General features: G+C 64.2%; 22 protein-coding genes. 8 read left to right on the top strand and 14 right to left on the bottom strand.

Annotation, left to right across the window (positions count from 1 at the left end; all coding sequences use genetic code 11):
* Positions 1-84 precede the first annotated feature (84 nt).
* From Q4610_RS19035 to Q4610_RS18995, 9 genes are all read right to left on the bottom strand, one after another.
* Complete coding sequence (locus Q4610_RS19035) at positions 85-1,119, bottom strand: molybdopterin molybdotransferase MoeA (RefSeq protein WP_304537450.1); 1,035 nt, start codon at positions 1,117-1,119, stop codon at positions 85-87.
* Positions 1,116-1,652 carry a molybdenum cofactor synthesis domain-containing protein gene (locus Q4610_RS19030; RefSeq protein WP_304537449.1) on the bottom strand — a complete coding sequence of 179 codons (537 nt, stop codon included), beginning with the start codon at positions 1,650-1,652 and terminating at the stop codon, positions 1,116-1,118. Before Q4610_RS19030 ends, Q4610_RS19035 begins: the two co-directional genes overlap by 4 nt.
* Positions 1,653-1,733: 81 nt before the next feature.
* Positions 1,734-2,735: a GTP 3',8-cyclase MoaA gene (moaA, locus tag Q4610_RS19025; protein ID WP_304537448.1), complete on the bottom strand. Its 1,002-nt coding sequence runs from the start codon at positions 2,733-2,735 to the stop codon at positions 1,734-1,736.
* Positions 2,732-3,544 carry a peptidylprolyl isomerase gene (locus Q4610_RS19020; protein ID WP_304537447.1) on the bottom strand — a complete coding sequence of 271 codons (813 nt, stop codon included), beginning with the start codon at positions 3,542-3,544 and terminating at the stop codon, positions 2,732-2,734. Before Q4610_RS19020 ends, moaA begins: the two co-directional genes overlap by 4 nt.
* Positions 3,537-4,241 carry a respiratory nitrate reductase subunit gamma gene (narI, locus tag Q4610_RS19015; protein WP_304537446.1) on the bottom strand — a complete coding sequence of 235 codons (705 nt, stop codon included), beginning with the start codon at positions 4,239-4,241 and terminating at the stop codon, positions 3,537-3,539. Before narI ends, Q4610_RS19020 begins: the two co-directional genes overlap by 8 nt.
* The gene (gene narJ, locus Q4610_RS19010; RefSeq protein ID WP_304537445.1) at positions 4,234-4,935 is read right to left on the bottom strand and encodes a nitrate reductase molybdenum cofactor assembly chaperone; all 702 of its coding nucleotides are present in this window, start codon (positions 4,933-4,935) and stop codon (positions 4,234-4,236) included. Before narJ ends, narI begins: the two co-directional genes overlap by 8 nt.
* Complete coding sequence (narH, locus tag Q4610_RS19005; RefSeq protein WP_304537444.1) at positions 4,935-6,458, bottom strand: nitrate reductase subunit beta; 1,524 nt, start codon at positions 6,456-6,458, stop codon at positions 4,935-4,937. The genes narJ and narH overlap by 1 nt, the downstream gene beginning before the upstream one ends.
* The gene (locus Q4610_RS19000; RefSeq protein ID WP_304537443.1) at positions 6,455-10,192 is read right to left on the bottom strand and encodes a nitrate reductase subunit alpha; all 3,738 of its coding nucleotides are present in this window, start codon (positions 10,190-10,192) and stop codon (positions 6,455-6,457) included. Before Q4610_RS19000 ends, narH begins: the two co-directional genes overlap by 4 nt.
* Complete coding sequence (locus Q4610_RS18995; RefSeq protein ID WP_304537442.1) at positions 10,189-12,924, bottom strand: nitrate/nitrite transporter; 2,736 nt, start codon at positions 12,922-12,924, stop codon at positions 10,189-10,191. The genes Q4610_RS19000 and Q4610_RS18995 overlap by 4 nt, the downstream gene beginning before the upstream one ends.
* A gap of 216 nt (positions 12,925-13,140) precedes the next feature.
* On the opposite strand from Q4610_RS18995, the gene Q4610_RS18990 reads away from it, so the two are divergent.
* Complete coding sequence (locus Q4610_RS18990) at positions 13,141-13,827, top strand: helix-turn-helix domain-containing protein (RefSeq protein ID WP_304537441.1); 687 nt, start codon at positions 13,141-13,143, stop codon at positions 13,825-13,827.
* 2 nt (positions 13,828-13,829) lie between these two features.
* Here Q4610_RS18990 and Q4610_RS18985 read toward each other — a convergent pair whose 3' ends face one another.
* On the bottom strand, positions 13,830-14,978 hold the full coding sequence (locus tag Q4610_RS18985) for an alginate export family protein (protein ID WP_304537440.1): 1,149 nt from the start codon (positions 14,976-14,978) through the stop codon (positions 13,830-13,832).
* A gap of 434 nt (positions 14,979-15,412) precedes the next feature.
* Here Q4610_RS18985 and ubiT point away from each other — a divergent pair, with 434 nt between their 5' ends.
* The 5 genes from ubiT to Q4610_RS18960 all read left to right on the top strand — a co-directional run bounded on the left by ubiT (position 15,413) and on the right by Q4610_RS18960 (position 19,294).
* Positions 15,413-15,916, top strand: coding sequence for a ubiquinone anaerobic biosynthesis accessory factor UbiT (ubiT, locus tag Q4610_RS18980; protein WP_304537439.1), 504 nt, complete (start codon positions 15,413-15,415; stop codon positions 15,914-15,916).
* 38 nt (positions 15,917-15,954) lie between these two features.
* Complete coding sequence (locus Q4610_RS18975) at positions 15,955-16,911, top strand: peptidase U32 family protein (protein WP_304537438.1); 957 nt, start codon at positions 15,955-15,957, stop codon at positions 16,909-16,911.
* A gap of 5 nt (positions 16,912-16,916) precedes the next feature.
* Positions 16,917-17,834, top strand: coding sequence for a ubiquinone anaerobic biosynthesis protein UbiV (gene ubiV / locus Q4610_RS18970; protein ID WP_304537437.1), 918 nt, complete (start codon positions 16,917-16,919; stop codon positions 17,832-17,834).
* The gene (pdxH, locus tag Q4610_RS18965) at positions 17,806-18,411 is read left to right on the top strand and encodes a pyridoxamine 5'-phosphate oxidase (protein WP_304537436.1); all 606 of its coding nucleotides are present in this window, start codon (positions 17,806-17,808) and stop codon (positions 18,409-18,411) included. Before ubiV ends, pdxH begins: the two co-directional genes overlap by 29 nt.
* A 121-nt stretch (positions 18,412-18,532) precedes the next feature.
* The gene (locus tag Q4610_RS18960; RefSeq protein ID WP_304537435.1) at positions 18,533-19,294 is read left to right on the top strand and encodes a Crp/Fnr family transcriptional regulator; all 762 of its coding nucleotides are present in this window, start codon (positions 18,533-18,535) and stop codon (positions 19,292-19,294) included.
* Here the strand turns inward: Q4610_RS18960 and Q4610_RS18955 are convergent.
* The 3 genes from Q4610_RS18955 to Q4610_RS18945 all read right to left on the bottom strand — a co-directional run bounded on the left by Q4610_RS18955 (position 19,280) and on the right by Q4610_RS18945 (position 23,384).
* On the bottom strand, positions 19,280-21,514 hold the full coding sequence (locus tag Q4610_RS18955; protein ID WP_304537434.1) for an adenosylcobalamin-dependent ribonucleoside-diphosphate reductase: 2,235 nt from the start codon (positions 21,512-21,514) through the stop codon (positions 19,280-19,282). The two genes, Q4610_RS18960 and Q4610_RS18955, sit on opposite strands and share 15 nt — an antisense overlap.
* Positions 21,515-21,618: 104 nt before the next feature.
* Positions 21,619-22,812 (bottom strand): NnrS family protein, encoded by a 1,194-nt coding sequence (locus Q4610_RS18950; protein ID WP_304537433.1) that lies wholly within the window; start codon positions 22,810-22,812, stop codon positions 21,619-21,621.
* A 38-nt stretch (positions 22,813-22,850) separates the two neighbouring features.
* The gene (locus Q4610_RS18945; RefSeq protein ID WP_304537432.1) at positions 22,851-23,384 is read right to left on the bottom strand and encodes a hemerythrin domain-containing protein; all 534 of its coding nucleotides are present in this window, start codon (positions 23,382-23,384) and stop codon (positions 22,851-22,853) included.
* 36 nt (positions 23,385-23,420) lie between these two features.
* On the opposite strand from Q4610_RS18945, the gene Q4610_RS18940 reads away from it, so the two are divergent.
* Both Q4610_RS18940 and metB read left to right on the top strand, forming a co-directional pair.
* Positions 23,421-23,948 carry an RrF2 family transcriptional regulator gene (locus tag Q4610_RS18940; protein WP_304537431.1) on the top strand — a complete coding sequence of 176 codons (528 nt, stop codon included), beginning with the start codon at positions 23,421-23,423 and terminating at the stop codon, positions 23,946-23,948.
* Entirely contained in the window at positions 23,945-25,120 is a 1,176-nt protein-coding gene (metB, locus tag Q4610_RS18935) for a cystathionine gamma-synthase (protein ID WP_304537430.1), read from the top strand. Before Q4610_RS18940 ends, metB begins: the two co-directional genes overlap by 4 nt.
* A 202-nt stretch (positions 25,121-25,322) precedes the next feature.
* Here metB and Q4610_RS18930 read toward each other — a convergent pair whose 3' ends face one another.
* A complete protein-coding gene (locus tag Q4610_RS18930) occupies positions 25,323-26,600 on the bottom strand; it encodes a site-specific integrase (protein WP_304537429.1) in 1,278 nt (425 codons plus the stop codon).
* Positions 26,601-26,710: the final 110 nt, after the last annotated feature.

The following is a 26,710-nucleotide window of genomic DNA, read 5'->3' as shown; positions in this document are numbered from 1 at the left end:
TACAGGTGCTCGATCGAGACCGATGTTTACGAGATTGGAGGACAAGAGCGAGCCTGGTAGATCGCCATGTTCAATCTTTGTTCTTCAACATGGCCAAAATCGCAGCTTCGGGCCGACTGGGCCTGCAAGGGGGAGACTGAGCCAGGACAGGACATCCCCTGCCCGGCGCCCTTCGAGCAAGGCCAGCATAGGGACGAGAAACAATCTCGCAGTGACCATCGCCGACACCGGATTGCCGGGCAGGCCGACCACCCAGCGTCCTTGCGAGCGCCCGATCCACACCGGTTTGCCCGGCTTGATCGCTACCTTTGAAAAGAGCAGTTCGAGCTCCTGCTCGGCGAACATGGCATTGGCATGGTCCCGCTCGCCCACCGATGCGCCGCCGGTCACGATCACGACATTGGCAATCGCCAGCGCCCGTCCTGCAAGCCGCTGTAACGACAGCAAATCGTCATTCCCCCACAGGCGGGCCTCTATCGTCGCCCCGTATTGCTCCGCCATCGCGGCAACCCCGCACGAAACCGATTCCGGGATCGAGCGCGGGGTTGCGCGCGCCGCCCCCGGCGGCACAAGTTCATCGCCGGTCGCAATGATCGCCACGCGCGGCTTCTTGTAGACCAGCGCCGCCGGCTGATCAGCACCCGCCAGGGTGACGATCGCGCGCGGGGTGAGCAGGGTTCCGGGTTGCAGCAACAGATCGCCCTCGGCAAAATCGCTGGCGGCATCCCTGACGTGCCAGCCCGGACCGAACGGCCCCGTGATCTTCATCACGTCGCCGCCGGCGATGCAGTTTTCCTGCATGACGACGCGGTCAGTGCCCTCGGGCATCGCGGCACCGGTGAAGATTCTGGCGCATTCGCCAATCCGGACCGCAGGCGGAAGCTCTCCTCCGGCGAAACTTTCGCCGACGATCCTGTAGCTGGCACCCCTCAGGGCATCGGCGTTGCGCAAGGCATAGCCGTCCATCGCCGACACCGCGCAGCGGGGGGACGAGATTGCAGCATGGATAGGTTCGGCAAGGACCCGCCCATGCGCCTGGGCCAGGGGAACCTGCTCGGTCCCAAGAACACACCGCACACTGGAGGTGAGCAGGGCCAGTGCCTCGTCGAAACCGATCACGCGCAGACATCTCTTAGCCGGGGCAGCGCGCCTGCGATCGAACACGGCTTGTGGCGACTGTCGAACTCGAGTTCGAGCAAGCCGTCCCACGCATCGCGGCAGGCGCCGGTCGATCCGGGGATGCAGAATATGAAAGTATCGCCGGCCTGCCCTGCGAAGGCACGCGACTGCATCGAGGCGACGCCCACGGTCATGAGGCTTTTCTGGTGGAACGCCACGGAGAACCCGTCCATCTCGCGACGCAGCAAGGGCTTGACGGCCTCGGGCGTGTTGTCACGCGGGGAAAAGCCGGTGCCCCCGGTGGTCAGGATGACTTCTATCTCGCGTTGCTCGAGCCAGCTCTCCAGGCAGACCCTGATCGCCGGGATGTCGTCCTTGACGATCGCGCGGTCGTGCAGGACGTGTCCGGCAGCGACAAGCCTCTCCACCAGCAGGCCGCCGGATGTGTCGGTTTCCAGCGATCGCGTATCTGAAATGGTCAGGACGGCCATCCCCAGTGGATGGAAAGGCAAGTCCGGGGCTATGCCTGGCATGGTCGGTCTATGCTCCCTGGTTCAAGGCATGGGCGGGAAGAAGGCAAAGGCTTGACCCTGTCGACAAGGGGCGCGGCAGGTTCACCCTCCGATCGATGCAAGGTGGGGGGTCGCGCCGCTATTCCCCTCGTGCAGACGGTGCCCGGCATCCTTGCCCGCTGTCAGGCCGCGGATGCGGGCGACCAGTTCGTCATGGTGGCTGTCCTCCGCCAGCAGGGGGCGCAAGTCGCTGCCATAATCCCCGAACAGGCAGAGGTGCAGCTTGCCGGTCGATGATACGCGCAGGCGATTGCAACCTGCACAGAAGTCGCGCGAGTATGGGGCGATGATGCCGATCCGGCCACGCCCCGATGGGTGGGCATAGTCGGTCGCAGGGCCGGAACCTGCTTCGCGCGCGACAGGCCGCCAGCCCGCCCGCGCCAGCTGCCCGGCGATGTCCGCGCCAGGCAGGCGATGCCGCGTGAAAAACGGTACGTTATCGTTGGTCCGCATCAGCTCGATGAAACGGAGGGTAAGGTCATGCTGGCCGACGAAGTCCATGAAAGCGCCGAGTTCGTCATCGTTGATCCCGCGCATCAGAACCGTGTTGAGCTTGACCGCGTCGATGCCCGCATTCCGCGCCGCCTCCACCCCCGCGAGGACCTCCCCGAGCCGGTTATGCCCGGTTATCCGGGCAAAACGCTCAGGATCGAGCGAATCGACTGAGACGTTCAACGCCCCGATCCCCGCAGCGGCATAGTCCCGCGCCCGTTCGGCAAGGCGGTAGCCGTTGGTCGTCATCGCAAGGCGGCGGATGCCGCGCGTGCTGGCAACGGCGCGCGCGATGTCGAGCAGTTCCGGCCGAAGGCTCGGCTCGCCGCCGGTCAGCCGCACCTTCCACAGGCCCAGCGCAGCAAAGGCCGCCACCAGCCGGGCGATCTCCGCAACCGACAGGGCCGCCGGCGCTCCCGCCCGCTTGCGATAACCATCGGGCAGGCAATAGGTGCACCGGAAGTTGCAGGCCTCGGTCAGCGACAGGCGCAGGTATTCAAAACGTCGGCCATGCCCATCGGCCAGTGCTTGCGGTGTCCGTTGCTCGGTCACTGCACCAACGGTCCCGTGGCTGCTGCCAGCTCGACCCCTTCCAGCGTGGCGCCGGCGGCAAGGATCCCGATGTATTGGGCGACGGCGCGCCGCCAGCTCGCTTCCTCCAGATAGCCGGAAATCTGGTCCGATACGGCCTCGAACGGCAGTTCGCGCGCCTCCTCGTGCCGTCCGGCGCGGATCACGTGCACGCCAAAGCGGGTGCGGACTGGTTCTGGATGCAACGCACCGGGCTCGAGGCTGAAAAGAACCTCCTCGAATTCGGGAACCAACGCGCCCGGCGCAATTTGCCCCAGCATTCCGCCCTGCTCCTTCGACGGGCAGGCCGAATGCTGCCGGGCCAGCAGATCGAATGCCTGCGGATCGCGCTGGAGGGTGCGGATTGCCGTTCGCGCGTCGCCGGTCGCCAGGCCATAAGCCAGGGAGTCCGCAGGATCGGCCGCGAACAGGATGTGACTGGCCTCGACCAGCGGGGCGGACCGGAACCGCTCACAGTGAGTATCGTAATAGCGGCGCGCGGTCGCCTCGTCGGCACGCGGGGTCTGCACCTCGGCCGCAAGCAGCGCCTCGATCCGGGCTTCCTCGCCGCACAGGGGGCGGCCGTCGGCATCGGCCAGCCCGCTACCTTCGATCCCGAGCCGCTCTGCTTCATCGAGCAGCAGCTGGCGCACGGCCAGCGCCTCGGCCGCAGCATTCCAGGCGGCCTGTGCGTCAGGCGCGGGATGGTGCTGCGCTTCGGCGGCGATTGCCTCGGCGGGCACTTCCCGGCCATTGACGGCAACGCGGGGCTGGTCAAGCACCTCAACCATTGCGCGCCGCCAGCTTGCGCGAGCGCACGACCTGATACCCCGGCCGCCAGACATAGCGGATTGGTGCAGACAGCATATGGACCAGCCGTGTAAAGGGGAACACCAGCAGGATCGTCAGCCCCAGGAACAGGTGCAGCTTGAATACCAGCGCGACTTCGCGGATCTGATCAGCCGCACCGGCGCGGAAGGTGAAGATGCCCTGCGCCCATTCCATGAACTTGACCATCTCGTGTCCATCAAGATGCTGGGCCGAGACGGGTATGGTCGACAGTCCCAGTGCCAGTTGCACCCACAGCAGCAGGATCACCATGTTGTCGCTGAAGTTCGATGCGGCGCGCACGCGCGGATCGAGGAAGCGGCGGTGGATCAGCAGGCTGGCGCCCGCAATCGCCGCCACCCCGGCAACCCCGCCCGCGATCATGGCGAGCAGTTGCTTGGCTCCGTGCGGCACGCCCAGCATATCCCAGATCGCGATCGGGGTGAGCAATCCGACCAGGTGTCCGGCAAAGATCGTCAGCACCCCGGCGTGGAACAGCACCGAGCCCACGATCAATTGCCGGCGGCGCAGCATCTGGCTTGATCCCGCCCGCCAGGAATAGGGCTCCCGATCGTAACGGATCACCGATCCCACGACGAGCACGGCAAGCGCGATGTAAGGATAGATGCCGAAGAGCAGATGGTGGACGAAATCAGCCATGGACCTCACTCCTCGAAAGATTGAGGGACCCGAAGCGGGCAACCATCGCAGCCGCTTGCGGGCACGCGGCATCGGGCGCGGCGGGCGCGGCGGGCGCATCGAAGCGAACCTGTTCCTCGGCCCACGCCTTGTCGAGCGCGGCCAGATCGTCCGGATCGTCAGGCGGAACGATGGCTAGTTCGTCTGCGCTCGCTCCGGCAAGTCCGGACAACACCTGCATCGGTGCGGCCCAGGGCGTGCCCTTTTCGGCCAGACGCTGCGCAAGTGCCGCGATGACAACGCCGGGCTGGGAAAGTTCCTCGAGCGCCTGTTCGGTGGGAAGGACCGACAGGTACTCGAGGAACAGCGGCAAATAGTCGGGCAATTCGTTCGCCGCGATCTCGAGGCCCCGCGCCTCGTACCGGTCGCGCAGGTCGACCATGGCCTGGCCGCGATCACGGCTTTCGCCGTGGACATGCTCGAACAGGTGCAGCGACAAGGCCCTGCCCCGGTCGAAAAGCGAACTATACCCTTCCTGCAAGTCCAGCAGCTCGTCGTCGATCAGCGCCTGGACTAGCGGCTTGACCTCCTCGATCTGGCCGCTCTCCAGCACGCCATCGAGTTCGAGCGCCGCCACCAGCTCGGGGGCTGCCTGCTGCATGGCTTCTGAGGGGTAGCGCAACAGGTGCGACAGGATGAGTAGCGTATGGCGCATCAGAACACCTCCGTAGGAGTTTGCAGCTTCTTGCGGGCAGGTGCCCCGAACAGGTTCGCGTCGGACGATCCGCCCGAGCAGCCGTTGCCGAACGAGAACCCGCAGGAACCCTTTTCCTCGAACATGTCCTCGGCGTCCTCGCGGTGGCCGGCAGGGATGACGAAGCGGTCCTCGTAATTGGCAATCGCCATTACGTGATACATGCCCTCGATCTGCTGTCCGGTCAGGCCAACCTCGCGGGCGATCTCCTCGACGATCGTGCCGTTCACGGTCTTCGCACGCATATAGGCGCGCATGGCGAGCATCCGCTCCAGCGCGTCGACCACCGGCGCTTCCTTCCCCGCAGTCAGCAGGTTGGCGAGATACTTCACCGGAATGCGCAGGCTGCGGACATCGGGCATCCCGTTCCGCGCCGCGATCTTGCCGGCGCTGGCCGCCGCATTGATCGGGGAGAGCGGTGGCACGTACCAGACCATCGGCAGGGTGCGGTATTCGGGGTGGAGCGGGAAGGCGACCTTCCATTCCATCGCCATCTTCCACACCGGCGAATGCCGCGCGGCTTCGATCCAGCCCTCGGGCACGCCATCGGCGCGGGCCTGCGCGATGACCGCCGGGTCGTTGGGATCAAGGAAGATGTCGAGCTGGGCCTGGTAGAGGTCCTCGACGTTCTCCGCGCTGGCGGCCTGCTCGATCCGGTCCGCATCATAAAGCATCACGCCAAGGTAGCGGATGCGCCCGACGCAGGTTTCCGAGCAGACCGTCGGCTGGCCCGCTTCGATCCGTGGATAGCAGAAGGTGCACTTCTCGCTCTTGCCGGACTTCCAGTTGAAGTAGATCTTCTTGTACGGGCAGCCCGAGACGCACATCCGCCAGCCGCGGCACTTTTCCTGGTCGATCAGGACGATCCCGTCCTCCTCGCGCTTATAGATCGAGCCCGAGGGACAGGCCGCGACGCAGGTCGGGTTGAGGCAGTGCTCGCACAATCGCGGCAGGTACATCATGAAGGTGTTCTCGAACTCGCCGTAGATCTCCTTCTGGACGCCTTCGAAGTTGTAGTCGGCCGAGCGCTTGGAAAATTCGCCGCCGAGAATTTCCTCCCAGTTGGGGCCGCCTTCGATCTTCTCCATCCGCTGGCCCGAGATCAGGCTGCGCGGGCGCGCGGTGGGGAATGCCTTGCTTTCGCCCGCCTGCTGCAGATGCGCGTAATCGAAAGTGAACGGCTCGTAGTAGTCGTCGATCTCGGGCAGGTCGGGATTGGCGAAGATCTTGGCGAGCAACCGCCACTTGCCGCCCATGCGCGGCTGGAGTCGACCGTGCTTGAGATCCCAGCCCCCGTTCCAGCGTTTCTGGTTTTCCCAGTCCTTGGGAAAGCCGACGCCGGGCTTGGTTTCAACGTTGTTGAACCAGGCATATTCCATGCCGTCGCGGCTGGTCCACACGTTCTTGCAGGTGACCGAACAGGTGTGGCAGCCGATGCACTTGTCGAGGTTCAGCACCTTGCCGATCTGGGCGCGGACTTTCATGCTGCATTCTCCCCTTCGGCCAGCGGGCCTTCGAGCCAGTCGACCTTTTCGAGCTTGCGGACGATCACGAACTCGTCGCGGTTTGAACCGACGGTGCCGTAGTAGTTGAACCCATATGCCTGCTGGACGTAGCCGCCGATCATGTGGGTGGGTTTGAGGATCGCGCGGGTGACCGAATTGTGGATCCCGCCGCGCTGCCCGGTCAGCGGAGATCCGGGTACGTTCACGATCTTCTCCTGGGCATGGTACATGAACAGCGTGCCTTCCTTCATCCGCTGAGAAACGACCACGCGGGCGACCAGCGCGCCGTTGGAATTGAAGGTTTCGACCCAATCATTGTCGACCAGTCCGGCCTTGGCGGCATCGACTTCGCTCATCCACACAATCGGCCCGCCGCGCGACAGGGTCAGCATCAGCTGGTTGTCGGTATAGGTCGAATGAATCCCCCATTTCTGGTGCGGGGTAATGAAGTTGAGCACCACGTGCTTGGCCCCGGCGGCCTGCGCCAGCATCGGCGCGACCGCCTTGGTATCGATCGGCGGGCGATAAACGCACAGCCCTTCACCAAAAGCCAGCATCCACTTGTGGTCCTGGTAAAGCTGCTGGCGCCCGGTCAGGGTGCGCCACGGGATCAGCTCGTGGACGTTGGTGTAGCAGGCGTTGTAGCAGACGTGCTCGCTTTCCAGCCCCGACCAGGTGGGGGACGAGATGATCTTGCGCGGCTGGGCCTGGATGTCGCGGAAGCGGATCTTTTCCTCCTCCTTGGGCAGGGCCAGGTGGGTGTGGTCGCGGCCGGTATTTTCCGAGAGCGCCGCCCAGGCCTTGACCGCGACCTCGCCATTGGTTTCAGGCGCGAGCATCAGCAGGACTTCGGCGGCGTCGATCGCAGTGTCGATCCGGGCCATGCCCTTGGTCGGTCCGTCCTCGGTTACGGTGCCGTTGAGCTGGCGCAGGTTCTCGACCTCGTGCGCGGTGTTCCAGCCGATCCCCTTGCCGCCGTTGCCAAGCTTGTCCATCAGCGGACCGAGCGCGGTGAAGCGCTTGTAGAGGTTCGGATAGTCCCGCTCGACCACCGCGACATTGGCCATGGTCTTGCCCGGCAGCGGCACCGTCTCGCCCTTGCCCCAGTCGGCAACGCCAAACGGCTGCGCCAGTTCGCCCGCGGTATCGTGCTGGATCGGGACCAGCACCACGTCCTGCTCGACCCCCAGCACTTCGGGCGCGACCTCGGAGAAGGTCTTGGCGATGCCCTTGTAGATGTCCCAGTCGCTGCGCGATTCCCACACCGGGTCGACCGCCGCCGAGAGCGGGTGGATGAAGGGGTGCATATCCGAAGTGTTGAGATCGTCCTTCTCGTACCAGCTCGCGGTCGGCAGGACGATGTCGGAATAGACGCAGGTGGTCGACATGCGGAAGTCGAGCGTGACCAGCAGGTCAAGCTTGCCCTTGGGCGCATCGTCGTGCCACTTAACCTCGCGCGGCTTCTGGTGGCCCATTTCGCCCAGGTCCTTGCCCTGGACGCCGTGAGCGGTGCCGAGCAGGTGCTTGAGGAAGTACTCGTGCCCCTTGCCCGAAGAACCGAGCAAGTTCGAGCGCCAGACGAACATGTTGCGCGGCCAGTTGGCCTCGTCGTCCGGATCAAGGCACGACAGCTCAAGTTCACCGCCTTTGAGTGCCTTGGCAACGTAGTCCTTCGGCTCCATGCCAGATGCCTTGGCCGCCTTGCCCACTTCCAGCGGATTGGTCTTGAGCTGCGGCGCGCTGGGCAGCCAGCCCATCCGCTCGGCCCGCACGTTATAGTCGATCAGGCTGCCGTCCCAGTCGCCCTTGGGCGCGGTAGGAGAGAGGATTTCTTCCACTCCCAGCGTCTCGTAACGCCACTGGTCGGTATGGGCGTAGAAGAAGCTGGTCGAATTCATCTGGCGTGGTGGACGATTCCAGTCGAGCGCGAAGGCGAGTGCCGTCCACCCGGTCTGCGGGCGCAGCTTCTCCTGCCCGACATAGTGTGACCAGCCGCCGCCCGATTGGCCGACGCAGCCGCACATCACCAGGAGATTGATGATCCCCCGGTAGTTCATGTCCATGTGATACCAGTGGTTGAGTCCGGCGCCGAGGATGACCATCGACTTGCCGCCCGTCGCTTCGGCATTGGCGGCGAACTCGCGCGCCACGGTGACGATGTAGTTGGCGGGAATGCCGGTGATCTTTTCCGCCCAGGCCGGGGTGTAGGGCGTCATGTCGGCATAGTCGCGCGAGACGTGTTCTCCGCCGAGGCCGCGGTCCAGCCCGTAGTTGGCGCAGAGCAGGTCGAAGACGGTGGCGACATAGGCCTTGCCTTCGACCAGTTCGAGTTCGCGCACCGGCACGCGCTTCACCAGCACGTCGGGATGGTCGGTGCCCTCGAAGTGGTCGTGCTCGCGCCCGCCGAAATAGGGGAACGCCACGTCGACCACCTCGTCATGGTCCTTGTCGAGGATCGCGGTCATCCGCAGCTTGACCCCGGCGCCCTTGCCGTCCTTCTCCTCGAGGTTCCACTTGCCCTTTTCGCCCCAGCGATAGCCCGCCGAACCGGCGGGGGCGACCACCTCGTCGCTGGCCTCGTCGATCGCGACGGTCTTCCATTCGGGGTTGTTGCCCTCGCCCAGGTTGCCGGCAAAGTCCGAGGCGCGCAGCAGGCGGTCGGGAACCAGCCGTCCGTCTTGCTCGATTAGCCGGACCAGCATCGGCATGTCCGAATAGCGCCGGCAATAGTCCTCGAAATAGGGCACCTGCCGGTCGAGGTGGAACTCGCGCAGGATCACATGGCCCATCGCCAGCGCCAGCGCCGCATCGGTCCCCTGCTTGGGATTGAGCCACAGGTCGGCGAACTTGGTCGCCTCGGCATAGTCGGGGCTGACCACCGCGACCTTGGCCCCGCGATAGCGCGCCTCGGTCATGAAGTGCGCGTCGGGGGTGCGGGTCTGGGGGACGTTGCTGCCCCATAGCATCAGGAATCCGGCGTTGTACCAGTCGGCGCTTTCGGGAACATCGGTCTGTTCGCCCCAGGTCATCGGGCTGGCCGGGGGCAGGTCGCAGTACCAGTCGTAGAAGCTCATGCAGGTTCCGCCGAGCAGCGAGAGATAGCGCGACCCCGCCGCATAGCTGACCATCGACATCGCCGGAATCGGGCTGAACCCGATCACCCTGTCGGGGCCCCAGGTTTTCGCGGTATAGGCATTGGCGGCAGCGATAATCTCGTTGACCTCGTCCCAGGTCGAACGGACAAAGCCGCCGTGACCGCGGATTGCGGTATAGCTCTTGCGCTTTTCCGGATCGACCTGGATCGAGGCCCACGCCGCAACCGGCGGCAGGTCCTTGCGTGCCTCGCGCCACAGCCGCAGCAGGCGCTTCCTGACCATCGGGTACTTCAGCCGCTGCGCCGAATAGATGTACCACGAATAGCTTGCCCCGCGCGGGCAGCCGCGCGGTTCGTGATTGGGAAGTTCCGGGCGGGTCCGGGGATAGTCGGTCTGCTGGGTCTCCCAGGTAATGATCCCGCCCTTGACGTAGATCTTCCACGAGCACGACCCGGTGCAGTTCACCCCGTGGGTAGAGCGCACGATCTTGTCGTGCTGCCAGCGCTGGCGATAGCCCTCTTCCCAGTCACGGTTCTCGGCGGTGGTGACGCCGTGACCCTGGGCGAAGCTCTCCTTCTTCTGGCGAAAGAAGGTCAGGCGATCGAGCAGATGGCTCATGCGGGGGCTCCTTGGGCAATGGGGGCAGCGGCGATTCCGCGTTCAACGTCGTGCAGCAGGCCGCCGCGGCGGGTGTAGGCCCACCAGGTGAGCACGGCACAGCTGACGTAGAAGGCGAGGAAGCCGTAGAATGCAGGCAGCGGCGATCCCGCGAGCGTGATCGAGCTGCCGAAGGTCTTGGGGATGTAGAACGCCCCGTAGGCGGCAATCGCAGAGGTGAACCCGACGATCGCGCCCGCTTCCTTCTCGGCCTGGCGGGTGGCTTCAGCCGCCGACAATTCCGGCATCAGGCGCGGCACTTCGCGGCGCATGATGTTCGGGATCATCTGGAAGGTCGATGCGTTGCCGATGCCGGTCACGAAGAACATGAATACGAACATCGCGAGGAAACCCTGGAAGTCCTTGGCTTCAAGGAAGTGGACGACGCCGATGACGCCCACGATCATCGCGACGAAGACCCAGAAGGTCACCCGCGCGCCGCCCCACTTGTCGGCCACCCAGCCGGTCGCCGCGCGGCTGATCGCACCGACCAGCGGAGCGATCCAGACGTATTTCAGCGCATCGACCTCGGGGAACTCCTTCTTGGCGAGCAGCGGCAGGCTGGCCGAATAGCCAATGAATGAGCCAAAGGTTCCGGTGTAGAGCCAGCACATCAGCCAGTTGTGCTTGCGCTGGAAGATCACTGCCTGCTCGGCGAAGCTCGCCTTCACATCGGCGATGTCGTTCATTCCGAACCAGGCCAGCAGGCTGGAGGCGATGATGAACGGCACCCAGATGAACCCGGCGTTCTGCAGCCACAGGTGCGCACCGGTCTTTGCCGCGATCTGCGGTTCGCCGCCCAGCACTCCAAACACACCGCTGGTGATCACCATCGGCACCACGAACTGCATCACCGAAACGCCCAGGTTACCCAGGCCCCCGTTCAGCGCCAGCGCATTGCCCTTGCGTGCCTTGGGAAAGAAGAACCCGATGTTCGACATCGAACTGGCGAAATTGCCCCCGCCCAGCCCGCACAGCAGCGCCAGCACCAGGAAGATGAAGTAGGGCGTATTGGGGTTCTGCACCGCATAGCCGATCCCGAAAGCCGGGATCAGCAGCGATGCGGTGCTGAGCGTAGTCCACAACCGCCCGCCGAAGATCGGCACCATGAAGCTGTAAAAGATCCGCAGCGTCGCGCCGGTCAACCCGGGCAGCGCGGCTAGCCAGAACAGCTGGTCCGTGGTGTAATCGAAGCCGATGAGGGGCAGCTTCGCCACGACCACGGACCAGACCATCCATACCGCGAAGGCCAGCAGCAACGCGGGGATCGAGATGAACAGGTTGCGCCGGGCGATGCGCTCGCCGGTGCTTTCCCAGAAAGCCGGATCTTCCGGGCGCCAGTCGCTCAGGATCTTGCCGGCCTCGAGCGGCGGATGACGGGCGGCATCGTGCAAGCCCGCCATTTCCGGGAATTCCGGCAGCGTGCGCACGTCGATCCCGCTGGCCTTCTGCTCCATCTGGCGGATCGCCAGGTGCATCCACGCCAGCGCCACGGCCACCAGCGCGAACAGCACCGCAAAGCAGCTGGTCCAGATGCCGGTAAGATCGCTGACCGCGCCGAACACGATTGGCAGCACAAATCCGCCAAGGCCGCCGACCAGCCCGACCAGCCCGCCAACCGAGCCGACGTGATCGGGATAATAGACCGGGATGTGTTTGTAGACCGCGGCCTTGCCCAGCGACATGAAGAACCCGAGCACGAAGATCGCGATCACGAAGGGCACCAGGCTCATCGAGGTGGAAAAGCGGATGTCGCCCTTGACCCCATGGATAACATAGTCGGTCGCCGGGTAGGACAGCATGAACAGCAGGATCATCGAGACGCCGAACGTCGTGTACATGATCCGCCGCGCGCCGTAGCGATCGGAAAGAACCCCGCCATAGGCACGGAATACCGAGGCCGAGAGCGAGAAGGTCGCCGCCAACATGCCAGCCACCTTGATGTCGACCCCGTAGACCCCGATCAGGTACTTGGGCAGCCACAGCGCCAGCGCGACGAAGGCGCCAAAGACGAAGAAGTAGTAGAGCGAGAAGCGCCAGACCTGCTCATTCTTCAGCGGCTCGAGCTGTTCCTTTAGCCCCTTGGGTTTTTCCCCGCTGAGCTTGCGCGCCGCAAGATCGGGATCGTCCTTGGCAAACAGGAAGAACAGCACGGCCGTTGCCGCCAGCACCCCGGCCCAGATCTGCGCCACGGCCTGCCAGCCCATCGCCACCATCACCCAAGGTGCGACGAACTTGGTCACCGCCGCGCCGACATTACCCATGCCGAAGAACCCCAGCGCCGAGCCCTGCCGGGCCTGCGGATACCATTTGGAGACATAGGCAACGCCGACCGCAAACCCGCCTCCGGCAAGCCCCAGCCCAAGCGCCGCAAGCAGCATCATTGGATAAGTCGTCGCGTGGCTGAGCAGCACGGTCGACGCGGCCGAAGCCAGCATGGTCAGCGGAAAGACGATCCTGCCGCCATACTGGTCGGTCCACACCCCCAGGAACAGACGGACCAGCGATCCGGTCAGGATCGGCGTGCCCACCAGCAGGCCGAACTCGGTGTCGTTGAGCCCCAGCTCCTTCTTGATCTCGATTCCGATGATCGCGAAAATCGTCCAGACCGCGAAGCAGACAGTGAAGGCAAATGTGCTCAGCCCCAAGGCGCGGCTGCGCTCGGTACTGCTGGTCGATTCTTGCGTCGGCATGGTCTGCCCCCTTCCATTACGGATCCGGCTGGGCAGGGGATGCACGTGAAGACGCGGCAGCAGGTTGATTACGATCAAATTGGCGGAACGGAATGGTGCGACTTCTTATTGGCCTGATCTGGAAGTCATTCCTACTAGATAAAGATCAATCCGACGATTGATGAAGATCAAGCAGGCCTCTATTGCTGGGTGAAACTACCAGAAAGCGAATCCTCCGTGCGTCCCGCCGAACGACCCGAAATTGCAACCCTGCCGCTGTTCCGGGACATGGGCGAGGCGGAGCGCAACCGGATTTTTTCCGGTTCGTTCCTGCAAGTATTCCCGCCGCAGTTGACCCTGTTCGAACTGGGTCAACGCGCCGATTTCCTGCATGTCCTGGTCGATGGGCTGGCCGAACTCTATGCCCATAGCGCCGGCCGCGATACGACGATGCGGATCGTCGAGCCGGTGACCAGCTTCATCCTCGCCGCTGTCGTTACCGATATGCCGTACCTGATGTCGGCGCGCACCTTGACCTCGTCGCGGGTGCTTCTTGTTCCTGCGGCACTGGTGCGTGAGGTGATCAAGCAGGATACTGCGCTGATGCAGGCAACGATGCACGAGTTGGCGCTCGGCTATCGCGATGTCGTCCGTGCACTCACCGACATGAAGTTGCGACAATCGGCAGAACGACTGGGCAACCTCATTCTGCAACAGGAACGTCGGCAGGGCTCCACCGGCCGGGTGCAGCTCCGCGCGGAAAAGCGCGTGCTTGCCTCGCTGCTGGGCATGACGCCCGAAAACCTTTCACGTGCGTTCGGCGTGTTGGGAAGCCACGGGCTCGTCGTGGACGGCAGCCAGGTTCGCGTCGTGGACCGGTCCGCACTGGAAGCCTTCTCCCGGCCCGATCCGGTCAGGGAATAGAGCTAGAACTTCGCCTCGACCGAGAACCAGGCCTTGGTCGTATCCGTGGCGAAGCTCCGGGCATTGTAGCGGGCAAACTTGGCAAGAACTGTGATTTTGGGGTTCAGTGGATAGCTCGCCAGCGCGTTCCATTCGCTGCCATAGTCAAGCCCGGCACGCGTGGAGCGAAAGCGGTGCCACATCCCGCGCAGGGTCAGCCCGCCAAGCGCCTTGCCGCCGACCTTGAAGCCGGCATCAACATAGAGGTCCTCCAGCCCGTTGCCCGGCGTGGTGAGGAATTTGTCGGCCCATCCGTTGAAGGCATGGAGCGTGGCAAGCGGGGTTTGCAGGGCAGCCGCGCCATCGCCCTCCAGCCGCTCGTAGCCCAGGCGTAGCGTTACCGGCCCGGCCTTTAGCCCGGGCTCGAGCAACAGATAGTCCAGCGCGAAGGTGCGCGGGTTGTTCGAGAGGTTGTGCTGGCGAGCAAACTCGGCGGCATAGAGGATCAGGACCCCCTTTCCGACGGGCCGCTCGCCAGCCATCCGCACGCCCAGGGTACGGGAACTGCCGGCGGGGAAGGCCGGAAGAACCAGCCAGTAGCCGTAGCCCGAAAGCGTGCCGAAGCCTTTGATCGTGTATGCCGCCCGCGCGCCATTGATCGCGGTGTCGCGCCAGGTGCCCTGCGGCGAATCCGGTCCGAACACCCGGTTGACGCGCCAGGCATGAAAGTAATCCAGTGACAGGTCAGGGAGCGGCCTGACCGTCACGCGTGCTGCGTCGAGTGTCTGGTCATCCTGCCGCCAGCCGACCGAGCCGATCCAGCGCTGGTTCTCGACGTTGACCGCCTGACGCCCGACCGTCGCTTCAACCTCAGCGGATGGCCGCCAGCGAAGATAGGCCTGGTTGAGCAGCGTGTCGGTCGGATCGGCGACCACAGGATAGGCGGCCTTGCCATTGACAGTGTCGTTGTAGTGCGCGGCCCCGATCGCCAGGATTGTCTCGCCCTCGATCACGGCGGAAAAGTGCTGCCACTCGCGCGTCTTGATTCCCGCCCGGACGCGCAAGGTTGATGCCGCCGCATCCTCGGGCAGGCCAGCCTGATCGACCAGTTCGAGACGATAGCGGACGTCGGCATAGGGCGTGACCGGCGCTGCAGGCGGCGCCTCCGCCAAAGCTGGCGCAGCCAGACCGACAAGTGCCAGAACGCAGAAGTGTGATTGATGCATTTCGCACAACTAGCCGGATTTTCCCGCCAATGATTGACGTATATCAATTATATTGCACCTTTGCTGTTTTTGGATCTTCAGTGATCTGCATCACTTTTTGCAGTCACCCTTTGAGTAGGCCCCGGTCATGCTCAACAGGATCTTTCCGGAATCGGCCCGCCATAAACCGCCCGGCCGCGGGTTCTTTCGCGTCTCGAAACGGATTGCGGATTGGATGAACCCTCAAATCTGCACGCTTTGCGGACACATCCAATCCGTCGGCCACGCCGCGAACGCCGCGGGAACGGACAAGCAGACCCGGTGCGAATGCTGTGGACACCGCCTGTAACGGCATGAATCAGAGGGACTCGGGAACGCCGAGAACCGGCCAGGATCATTTCATGAAACACGTGACTACAAAGCGTCTGCCACCGATCCCGGCGGTATGCTTGCTACCGGTGCAACCCCTGCTCAAACGCATCGTGAAAAGGATCATCCTTGACCACCCGACGATCTTTGACCGCCTGGGACCCTATAAGCAGTGCAGCTATGTGATTGATGCGGGCCGGCTGCCATTCCTGTTGCTCCTCCGGCCTGATCCCTTGAATCCTCGGCTGCGCGCACTCACCCGCGGGCCAGCTCACCCTTGCGACGCCCGGATCACCGGCTCTTGCGCCCAATTGGCAAGAATGGCCGATGGCTGCGGCGATGGGGATGCGCTGTTTTTCTCCCGGGACATCCACATTACCGGCAACCTCGACGCAGTCGTCTGCTTGCGAAACGCCATCGACGATCTCGACGGCTCGATAATGGATAGCATCTGGGGGATGCTTCGCGGGCCGGGCAAACTCCTTGGCCAACCTGCGCGCAGGCGCTACCACCGGCGTGCGGCGACTTGGGCATGAAGCGGCCCGAACTCGTCTGCCCGGCAGGGACACCCGCCATGCTGCGCGCGGCGGTCGATGCCGGGGCAGACGCGGTTTACTGCGGCTTTCAGAACGCGACCAATGCGCGCAATTTCACCGGGCTGAATTTCACGTCCGAGGAACTGCACAGCAGTGTCGCCTATGCCCATGCCCATGGGGCCAAGGTGTTGCTGGCCTTGAACAGCTTTGCCTCGGCCGGGCGTTTTCCCCTCTGGAAGGAAGCGGCCGATTGCGGGGCGCGGATCGGCGTTGACGCCTTCATCGTGGCCGACATCGGGGTGGCAGCCTACATTGCACACCACCATCCTCATTGCCGGCTACATCTCTCGGTTCAGGCGGGGGCATCCAGCCCCGAGGCGATCAATTTCTATTGCCGCGAATTCGGCATCCGCCGCGCGGTGCTGCCCCGCATCCTGACCATTCCCGAAATTCGCCAACTGAAGGCGGAAATCCCCTGCGAGATCGAAACCTTCGTTTTCGGAAACCACGGGCTCATGGTTGAGGGAAGGTGCAGCCTGACCAACTATGCCGTCGGCATTTCCACCAACATGGACGGCGCTTGCTCGCCTCCTTCGAAGGTACGCTACGACCGCGACAGCGCCGGCGCCGTCATCGCCAGCCTGGGCTCCCACGTGATAGACCGCTTTGCTCCCGACGAGCAGGCCGGCTATCCGACGATCTGCAAGGGCAGATATTGCACTGCGGCGCGTCCTGAGCCGTTTTATGCCTTCGAGGAACCGATCAGCCTCAACCTGATGGAGATGCTGCCCGCACTCGCCGCGGTTGGCGTCGATGCCCTGAAGATCGAGGGCCGGCAACGATCGCGGGCCTATGTCGGCAATGTCGTTGGCGGCTTCCGCAAGGCAATAGATGCTGTGGCTGCGGGCCGGGCGCCAGACCTGATCGACCTGCTGGCCCTGACTGAGGGCCAGAAGCAGACCCAGGGCGCATTCATGACCAAGAAGTGGCGCTAGAAATCATGGCAGCCAAACTGACTCTCGGGCCAATTTTGTTCCACTGGGACGCCGACGCCAAGCGCGACTTCTACGCCCGGATAGCCGACGAAAGCCCGATCGACACCGTCTATCTCGGCGAGGTCGTCTGTTCCAAGCGCACCCCGTTCTTCGACAGCCACCTGCCGGAGGTGGTCGAACGGCTGGAACGCGGGGGCAAGACGGTCGTCTTCTCCAGCCTTACCGAGGTCGTGCTCAACCGGGAACGCAAGATGACCACCGACCTGTGCGTGGCCGGCGATCACAACATCGAGATCAACAATGCTGCGGGCCTGATCGCAACCAAAGGTCGGCCACATCGGATCGGCCCGATGATGAACGTCTATAACGAAGAGACCATGGTTCACCTCGCCGGTCATGGTGCAAATCATTTTTCCCTGCCGCCGGAACTTCCCGGAACAGTGGTGGAATTGATGGCGCAACGGGCCCGCCCCCTGGACGTTGCTATCGAGGTCCAGGCGTTCGGCCGCGTCCCGCTCGCCATCTCGGCCCGTTGTTTTCATGCGCGCGCGCACCGGCGAAGCAAGGATGAGTGCCAGTTCGTGTGCGGTAAAGACCCGGACGGACTGACGCTCACCACTTTGGAGAACGAGCGATTCCTGGTGATCAATGGCGTGCAGACCCTGTCCCACGGCTATCTCAACCTTGCAGCGGAAATCGAGGACTTGTTGGCGCGCGGCGTGACGCATGTCCGCCTGATGCCCCATCGGACCGACATGGTCGCCGTTTCGACGATATTTGCAGATCGCCTGGCAGGCCGGTCCACCGGAGCAGAGGCAATGTCGCGACTTGCTGCACTCGGCATCGGCCCTTTCATCAATGGTTTTTGGCACGGAATTGCGGGCCATCAATATCATGACGCTCGCGGTCCGGTCGTTGCCTGAGGGCGAGAGCACAGCGCTTGAGATGCTGCAAGCTCTGCAGCTTTTCAGGCGATGGCTGCGCGAGGCTGAGGCAGAGGAATGCCACGACCCCGCCACAATGGTCCTCGCAACGGCCACCTGTGACGGCACACCCTCGGCACGCATGGTGCTGCTGAAGGACTGCAATGACCGCGGCTTCGTGTTCTACACCAATCTGGGAAGCCGCAAGGCGCAGGAATTGCGCGCAAATCCGCAGGCGGCACTGCTGTTCGACTGGGCGAAAGCCGGGCGGCGCGTCGAGATCGCGGGCCGGGCGGAACCGCTTCGCGCGCAAGAGGCTGATGCCTATTTCGCGCGGCGTCCGGCGCTTTCCCGGATCGGAGCCTGGGCCTCGCGCCAGTCGGAACCATTGGGCAGCCGCCTGCACCTATGGCTAAGGATCGCACGCTTCACGGCGATCTGGGCAACTGGCAGGTTGGCACGGCCGAAATTCTGGTCGGGCTTTCGCGTCATTCCCTCGGAAATTCGATTCCAGGAGCAGGGCGGACCTGTTCGTCTCGTGGGAACCGACGACGCGGTGAATCCCGCTGGCACGTGAGTTGCCCAACCCCGCGGCCCGCCAACAACGGGCGAGCTTTGACCCAGATCATTCAAGCGCCGTGCTGAATCGGGCAATGGTGCCCGGCGAACAGGTCGAGCAATAGTCGGGAACGTGCGCCATGGCAGAGTGCCGAAGAGCCAATCTCGGCGATAAGCACCCGTGTCGCAGTTGCGCGGTCAGCGCCCGGGCTGTCTGCAACACGCTTGATGTGCAAGCGCTCGCCGAGCTGCGCAATCAAGGGGGCGAGGTCCGCCTGTCTCAGGGAGAAGCCCTGTTCCATCAGGGAGACCGGGCGGACTGCGTATTCAGCCTGACGAGCGGGATTATCCAGCTTTACGCACTGCTCCCGGACGGGCGTCGTCAGGTCATCGCGTTTCATTTTCCGGGCGAATTCATTGGCTTGTGCGGATGGGGGGACCATCATTGCACCGCCGAGGCAGTCAGCAGGGCCACGCTTTGCCGGTTCGATGCTGCGCGCTTCGAACAGTTTGCGCGTCGGAAAGCCGAACTTGCCCAGTCCAGCCAGCACCGCCTGACCGGCGATCTGATCGCCGCACAGAACAGGACCGTCCTGCTGGGACGGGCAACCGCGCGCGAACGGCTCGCGTGCTTTCTGCACGATGTCCATCACCGTTCGCAGGCCGGGGCGGGGGCGGGCGCCCCGGGCAACGTGATCCATCTCCCGATGAGCCGGATCGACATCGCGGATTACCTCGGGCTGACCAAGGAGACGGTCAGCCGGGAGTTCACCGCCCTGCGCCAGGCCCGAACGATCCGCTCCCGCCCCGGCAGGCAGCTTGAAATTCTCGACATGGCACGGATCTGCAGCCTGGCATTCGGAACCGGAACCTTTAGCGAGTCGGCGCTAGCCGCACTTTGAATAGCCGCACTCCAGGCATTTGTCGCAGCCCTCCTGGCGATGCATCGTAAGGTGCCCGCATTGGGTGCAGGCCCTGCCGACCGGTGCGCCCTCGATGGATGAGGCCGGGACCTGCGGATCGGCCCGCGGTCCTTCGCCGCCGCTTAGACCCGCCAGGTGCCCCTCGAACACATCGCCGATCGCGGCGAGCAGCGATGGGACATACCGCCGGTTCACCCACGAGCCGCCCCGCGGGTCGAACACGGCCTTGAGCTCCTCGGCGACAAAGCCGATGTCCCCGCCCCGGCGCAGCACGGCCGAAATCATGCGGGTCAGCCCGACCGTCCAGGCATAGTGCTCCATGTTCTTGGAGTTGATGAACATCTCGAATGGCCGGCGCCGATCCTCCTCGATCAGGTCATTGATCGTGACATAGATCGCGTGCTCGCTGTGTGGCCATTTGACCTTGTAGGTCGACCCATGCAGCAGTTCAGGCCGGGGCTCGAGGACGGCTTCGGCGGAAGCAGGGGCCGGAGCGGGCGCGGGCGGCGCCTCGACGCTCAGCACCGAACCCGTGGTGGCATTGGGACGATAGGTCGTCAGCCCCTTGCAGCCCAGATGATAGGCCTCGGCATAAATATCGACAAACGCATCGAAGCTGATGTCCTCCGGGCAGTTGACGGTCTTGGAGATGGAACTGTCGATCAGGCGCTGGGCAGGTGCCTGCATCGCCAGATGATCGGACGGATCAAGCGACTGGGCGCTGACGAACAGGTTTTCCGGCGGCGGGGCATCCCCATGCAGTTCCTTCCAAACCTGATAACCATGGTCCTCAACCGCCTCCTCGCGGGTCGATCCGTCCGCCTGCCGCACCTTGCGGAAGTAGCTGTAGGCAAAGACCGGCTCGATCCCCGAGGAAACATTGCCTGCCAGAAGCGAAGTGGTCCCGGTCGGCGCGATCGAGGTCAGGCAGCCGTTGCGCAGGCCGCTCTGGCGGATCAGAGCGCGGGTCGGATCATCCAGCGTCACCAGGTTGGGCTGTTCGAGAATGACCTCGTCATACAGCGGGAAACTCCCCTTCTCGGCGGCTAGCGCGGCACTGGCCCGATAGGCGGCGTGGCGGATGGTATCGAGCCACCGGCAGGTTAGGGCAATGGCCTGCTCCGACCCATAGCGGACGTTGCAGAACAGCAAGGCATCGGCGAGCCCGGTGATCCCCAGCCCGATCCTCCGCTTGGCCTTCGCCTCGGCCTCCTGCTGCGGCAAGGGATAGCGGGAAATGTCGATCACATTGTCGAGAAAGCGGACCGCCGTGGCCGTCAGGGCAGCCAGTTCGGCCTCGTCCAGTGCGCTGTCCGGCGCAAACGGCTGCAGCACCAGCCGGGCGAGGTTGATCGAGCCGAGCAGGCAGGCCCCATAGGCCGGGAGCATCTGTTCGCCGCACGGATTGCTGCCGACGATCGCCTCGCAATAACCGAGGTTGTTGTGCTGGTTGACCCGGTCGATGAAGATGACGCCCGGCTCGGCCACATCGTAGGTCGCCTGCATGAGCCGGCGCCACAGCGCACGCGCGGGCACCGACCGGTGGAACTCGCCGTTGAAGCGGAGCGCCCATTCGCCGTCGGCCGCCAAGGCCTCCATGAACGCATCGGTGACCAGGACCGAGAGGTTGAAATTGCGCAGCCGGGTCCGGTCGCGCTTGGCCTCGATGAACGCCTCGATATCGGGATGGTCGATCCTGAGGCACCCCATCATCGCACCGCGCCGCTGCCCAGCGGCCATGATCGTGCCGCACATCGCATTCCAGCTGTCCATGAAGCTGAGCGGCCCGGATGCCTGCGCGCCCACGCCGCGAACAGCTGCCCCGGCGGGCCGGATCGTCGAAAAGTCCATCCCGACGCCACCGCCTTGCTGCATCGTCACGGCGGCCTCGCGCAGATGCTGGAATATGCCGTCGAGATTGTCGGGGATCACCCCCATGACGAAGCAGTTGAACAGTGTGACATCGCGCCCGGTCCCAGCCCCCGCAAGGATCCGGCCCGCCGGAATGAAGCGGAAGTCAGCCAAGGTATCGTGGAACGTCTGAGCCCACTTCACCCTTGAATCGGGCGCTTCGTTGGCCGCGATCGCCTTCGCCACGCGCCACCACGTATCGTCAACCGAGTTGTCGGTGGTGCCGTCGCCGCCGTGAAAGCGATATTTCTGGTTCCAGATTTCACCGGAAAGCGTTGGAAGGGTCATGATCGCGCATCTTGTATGAACGTTGCAGGAGCCTCTACCATATATAGCGAATTAGGATTCAAATTGACCTGGATCACTTGTGCGTCGGAGAAGCCCCGGACGCTCTAGCCTTGGCGCTTCCCGAGCAGCATCGATCCGTAAGCAAGGCAAAAGCCGCCGAAGGCAGCAACCCAGGCCGCGCCTGAGAGGACGTAAAGCCACGGACCCGCAACCGGCCAGATCCCGGCGGCGACCCGTGCCGTGACCGCGCCGAGCAATGCCACGAACAGCGCCGCCGTGCGGCCATCGGCATGTAGCGGGCGGCCCGTGTGGCCGCGCGTTGCCCGGGCCATGACGGCCAGCGTCATCACCCCGATCGCACCCGCCGTCCACAGGTGCTGGCCGGCGGACGGCGCGATGGTGCCGGGAAGGAAATTGGCGGCGGCAAGGATAATCGCGCCAAGCGGAACAAAGGCATAGCCAAGATGCAAGATCCACAGCAGCGGCTCGCCCAGGGTCCGGTCACCAGCCCAGCGCCCCAACCTCAAGACATGCAGAAGCCCCGCCAGGCCCAACAGCACGGCCGTCGTACTGTCTGCTGGCCGCAGAACCCAGGCACCCACTGCGGCGAGCAGCACGGCCAGCGCAACCTTGTCAAAGACTTGCCCGGGTGGAACTGGCAGACGGCCGGGATTGTTCTGCACCAGCCAGTTGCGCGTGAACGCAGGCACGATGCGGCCGCCGACCAGCGCAATCATCATCACGCCTGCGCCAATGGCGATGCGCAGGCCCTGCCCCTGGGCGGCGAACTCGCCGCGTGCAGCCTCACAATGGAACACGCCGTTGCCGAACGCGAATATGCCCAGCAGAGCAAGCACGCCCAGGTTGCGCCAGTTCTTCGCGGCAATGATTTCCCGCATGACTGCCGCCGCCAGAGCCACCGGCAGCGCAAGGTCCGCCGCCGCGACGACAGCCGGCGGGATCATGTTTGAAACGGCAATCGCGGCCCGGCCTGCCGCCCACAGGACAAACAGGATCGCCAGCGGCCAACCCGTGATCGGGGGGCGCCCTGTCCAGTTCGGCACCGCAGTCAACAGGAAGCCAGCCATGACCGCGCCAAGATAGCCGAACAGGAACTCGTGCGCGTGCCAGCTGACGGGATCGAACGCTGTGGGAAGCGCGGCCCAGCCAGAAAGCATGAGGACCCAGCCAACCATCGCCATCGCTGCCCATAGGGCGGCGGCGAAGAAGAACGGCCTGAAGCCATAACTGAAAACGGCAGGGCCGCGCCAGGCCCGCATCTGCTCGCCAGTCGTCATGATCATCCTGCCCGGGGCATTCCGCCCTGCCGCTAAGGTCAATTCTCGAACATCGGAAAGAGAACCTCGTTCTCCGTCCGCACGTGCTCCTCGAAATCGGCCAGGAACTCGCCGAGCCCCTGATAGAGAGCACTCCACGTGCCGCACGCATCCGCCGGCAGGACGAGTCCGCCCGCCATGTGCCGAATGGACGCCAGTTCGCGTACATGGTCGTCGTGGTCGGCCCGCATGACCGCGATCGGGTTCTCGATGCCAGGCATTCCGCCCCGGCGCATGGCAGGAAACAGCACGTGCTCTTCCTTGCACATATGCATGTCCAGTTCGCCGAACAGTCGCCGCAAAGCGGCGGCCAGGCCGCGCGGGACCATCGGGTCCGCCGCGTGGGCGGCCTCGACCCTTGCCGCCTGTTCGATCAACCGGGGCAACTGCTCACGGTGCCGGGCGTGAAAGCGTTGCTCGATATGATCGGTGAGGATCACCGGATCGACGGTGGTTGTTTCGGTCACGATCAGCCTTTCGTTTTCAGGAGCAACGGGCCGCAACGGACGGGTCGCCGGGCAGATGCCAGCCATGTCCCGCGCGGATCCGGGGCGATCCCCTTGCCAGGCATGGCTACGCCTGATAATACGCATTGTAAATACCAATTCACCACTGTTGAGGCGAACGATGTGCGGCTGACCTCCTTCACCGATTTTGGCTTGCGCATGCTGATGCGGATGGCCGGAGCACCGGAACGGGTATTCTCGACCGCGGAACTTGCCACCGAATTCGGCTTGCCGCGCAACCACCTCGCCAAGATCATTCAAAGGTTGGCACATGCCGGCATCGTTGAAACACGCCGGGGCGGCGGCGGCGGGGCCCAGCTCGCCCGCCCGCCACAAGCGATCACACTGGGCGAGATCGTGCGCCAGCTCGAAGTCGGGCACCCCATCGTGGAATGCTTCGCGGAAATGCCGGGCCTGTGCTCACTCGACGGGAAATGCAGGCTGAAGTTCCGGCTAAGGGCTGCGGAACTTGCCTTTCTGGCAGAGCTGGACCGTCATGTCCTTGCCGACATCGCACTGGAAAACGTGCCCACCGGCGGCCCGCCCCTGCCGCAACAGACGACGGCCACACCGAGAAGCGACCAAGCATGACCGAAAAACACCCGGAGCCCGAGCTTCACCGCGAAACAATAGCCGCCGCGCACGGCGTTGCGGCGGATCGCGCATTCAGAGCGGTATCGCCGCCGCTTTACCTTTCGACCACCTACGAATTCCCGGGGTACGACCAGCCGGGCCCATACGAATACGGCCGCGCCGGCAATCCCACCCGCGATCTCCTGTCCGAGGCACTGGCCAAGCTCGAAGGCGGCAGCGGCGCGGTCGTGACCTCCAGCGGCATGGCGGCGATCGACCTGCTGCTGGGCAGGCTCTGCGTGGACGATCTCGTCGTGGCACCGCACGACTGCTACGGCGGCACGATGCGCTTGCTCAAAGCTCGTGCCCAGCGGCGCCAGTTACAGGTCTGTTTCGTGGATCAAGCGGACCCGCCGGCGCTTGCTGCCGCGCTGGAACGGCGGCCCACCCTCGTACTCGTTGAAACGCCGAGCAACCCCCTGATGCGCATCGTGGATATCGCACCCCTGTGCGCCATGGCGCACGCGGCGGGCGCGGAAGTCGCGGTGGACAACACCTTCCTGTCGCCCGCAGTCCAGCGGCCGATCGCACTCGGAGCCGACTACGTCGTCCACTCCACCACGAAGTTTCTCAACGGCCATTCGGACGTGATTGGCGGCGCGGTGATAGCCGTCAACGCCGACCGGGCTGCCGAGCTTCGCCAATGGTGCAATGTCGTGGGCACCGCCGGATCGCCGTTTGATGCATGGCTGACGCTGCGCGGACTGCGCACCCTGTTTGCGCGGATGGACCGCCAGCAGGGCAACGCCATGGCCGTGGCCACATTTCTGGAACGACACCCGACCGTCGCAAAGGTGCACTATCCCGGACTGCGCTCGCATCCGGGCCACGCCATTGCCACGCGCCAGCAGGACGGCTTCGGCGCGATGCTCAGTTTCGAACTCGCTGGCGACACCGGAGCAATCAAAAAATTTGTCGAATCGGTCAGGGTTTTCACCCTCGCCGAATCTTTGGGGGGAGTAGAAAGCCTGCTCGCTCATCCGGCCACCATGACCCACGCCGACATGGGCGAGGAAGCCCGCAAGACCGCCGGCATATCCGACACCCTGCTGCGCCTGTCTATCGGTCTCGAAGCAACTGAGGATCTGCTCCGTGACCTCGAATCGGGCCTCGCCATGCTCACCGACTGAGCTGATATTTACACTTGGCGGGGCTTTGTTGCGTAATTGGGGTTGTGGGATTCCCCGGGGGAATCGAGTGCGTTAATGGCTGGTGATGCCCAAGCCAACTCCGCCGAAATATTGTCGGCTGACAAAGTTTCGGTCTTTGCCGACCCCGATTTCAGGCCAACTCTGCCAGAATTGATGGCAACGAATTTCCCCGCCAGAGCCACTATCCCCTCACCTTACCCAGCATTCGCGCGGTCGCGTTAGAGGACGGGGCAAGCTTGCGCCCATAGCGCAGCGCGGTTGAGGTCGACGTCCAGCGCAGAGCCTGCGCGATCGGGCCGGCATCCTCGCCGGTGGCGAACAGATCCTGAGTTAACCCCACCCGCAGCGAGTGGGTGCTGAGCGCAGCGATCGCGGCGTCGAGTTCCTTGCCCGACAGATTGACGAGATGCTCGTCGACTGCGCGCCTGGCGGTGCGCTTGATGATCAGCCGCACGGCTGCCGGGGTCAGCGCATGGTCGCCGACCACGAACGTCGTTGTTGCCAGCGCAGCTTCACGAACCAATGGACGCTGCGTACCAACGGGCAATCGCCAAGTGTACCCGGGCGGTGCCGGCAATTCAGGCAGCGGGTCGGCTTGGCGTGCCTTGGTCCGCAACACTCCGATGCGGCGGAACAGCGGGCCGGCCGTGATACCCGCACCATGCTGCCATGCTGCAATGCGCCGCATCGTATCGGGCGAGAGCCACGCCATTGCCCCCTTCCCTTCCTGGTCGGTCTTGGACGTCGGGATCGTGAGCGCGGCCGTTCCGTCGCTTTCGGGAGCAATGTGCGCAACGGCCACGCGCACCAGTTCGGACACGCGCAGACCGGTGTCATAGGCAAGGCTGAGCAGCGCGGCATCGCGCATGCCGGGCAGCGTTCCCGGGCAGGCTTGCAGCAACACGCTCAGCGTGAAGCCCTTGGCAGGTTCAACGCCGACCCCCTCTCCAAAGCGCAGCGGCCCGGCCTGGCGCTGGAGGATGTCGACACGACGCCGGAAGCCGCGGAGAGCATCACGCACGATTGGGCCGTGCGTCGGGCTCGGCGAGCCCAGAAGCCCATGCACCACCGCGAGGCTGGCAAGCCGCCGACCGACCGAGGCGGGCTTGAGCTTTCGCACTTCGCAGTCTTCCAGGTAGGCGACGACCCGCCCTTCGCTGGCGGGAAGTCCTTCACCGCGGACGCGGGCGCAAAAGTCGGCATAGCAGGCCAGATCGTTCGCCAGTGCCTTGACGCTTGCCTCGGCGCGCGCCTCGAGGCTCTTGCGGAACGCCAGTCGGTCGACGGTTGCGCCCTCAGCGACAAGATTGGCAAGCAGGGACGCGAGTTGGGCGACGCGATTGGTGGCGCGGCCACCGGTGCGCCGCGGGAGAGACCCCTCGCCCGCCGGAAGGATCATGACGAGTTCGGCCTCAGCAGGTGAGACCGCCTTGTCATCACGAGGTGCCTTCGTCGTCACGGGGTTTGGTCTCCTGTCGTCAGGCTTGGCGGTGTCTGGTGCACAAGCCTTGGGTCGCCGCGATAGCAGAGCCTGACGACACTTTCACTATCGATAAGATCCGATTAGCG

Source organism: Sphingobium cyanobacteriorum, assembly GCF_030580935.1.
Taxonomy (GTDB): domain Bacteria; phylum Pseudomonadota; class Alphaproteobacteria; order Sphingomonadales; family Sphingomonadaceae; genus Sphingobium; species Sphingobium cyanobacteriorum.
This window is presented reverse-complemented; position numbering and strand designations above follow the sequence as displayed.

Excerpts from the sequence above, each read along its gene's own strand:
- Q4610_RS19030 (WP_304537449.1), bottom strand. The coding sequence starts at position 1,652 with ATGCCAGGCATAGCCCCGGACTTGCCTTTCCATCCACTGGGGATGGCC.
- Q4610_RS19020 (WP_304537447.1), bottom strand. The coding sequence starts at position 3,544 with ATGGTTGAGGTGCTTGACCAGCCCCGCGTTGCCGTCAATGGCCGGGAA.
- narI (WP_304537446.1), bottom strand. The coding sequence starts at position 4,241 with ATGGCTGATTTCGTCCACCATCTGCTCTTCGGCATCTATCCTTACATC.
- narJ (WP_304537445.1), bottom strand. The coding sequence starts at position 4,935 with ATGCGCCATACGCTACTCATCCTGTCGCACCTGTTGCGCTACCCCTCA.
- narH (WP_304537444.1), bottom strand. The coding sequence starts at position 6,458 with ATGAAAGTCCGCGCCCAGATCGGCAAGGTGCTGAACCTCGACAAGTGC.
- Q4610_RS19000 (WP_304537443.1), bottom strand. The coding sequence starts at position 10,192 with ATGAGCCATCTGCTCGATCGCCTGACCTTCTTTCGCCAGAAGAAGGAG.
- Q4610_RS18995 (WP_304537442.1), bottom strand. The coding sequence starts at position 12,924 with ATGCCGACGCAAGAATCGACCAGCAGTACCGAGCGCAGCCGCGCCTTG.
- ubiT (WP_304537439.1), top strand. The coding sequence starts at position 15,413 with ATGAAACACGTGACTACAAAGCGTCTGCCACCGATCCCGGCGGTATGC.
- Q4610_RS18975 (WP_304537438.1), top strand. The coding sequence starts at position 15,955 with ATGCTGCGCGCGGCGGTCGATGCCGGGGCAGACGCGGTTTACTGCGGC.
- ubiV (WP_304537437.1), top strand. The coding sequence starts at position 16,917 with ATGGCAGCCAAACTGACTCTCGGGCCAATTTTGTTCCACTGGGACGCC.
- pdxH (WP_304537436.1), top strand. The coding sequence starts at position 17,806 with ATGACGCTCGCGGTCCGGTCGTTGCCTGAGGGCGAGAGCACAGCGCTT.
- Q4610_RS18960 (WP_304537435.1), top strand. The coding sequence starts at position 18,533 with ATGGCAGAGTGCCGAAGAGCCAATCTCGGCGATAAGCACCCGTGTCGC.
- Q4610_RS18955 (WP_304537434.1), bottom strand. The coding sequence starts at position 21,514 with ATGACCCTTCCAACGCTTTCCGGTGAAATCTGGAACCAGAAATATCGC.
- Q4610_RS18950 (WP_304537433.1), bottom strand. The coding sequence starts at position 22,812 with ATGACGACTGGCGAGCAGATGCGGGCCTGGCGCGGCCCTGCCGTTTTC.
- Q4610_RS18945 (WP_304537432.1), bottom strand. The coding sequence starts at position 23,384 with ATGGCTGGCATCTGCCCGGCGACCCGTCCGTTGCGGCCCGTTGCTCCT.
- Q4610_RS18940 (WP_304537431.1), top strand. The coding sequence starts at position 23,421 with ATGGCTACGCCTGATAATACGCATTGTAAATACCAATTCACCACTGTT.
- metB (WP_304537430.1), top strand. The coding sequence starts at position 23,945 with ATGACCGAAAAACACCCGGAGCCCGAGCTTCACCGCGAAACAATAGCC.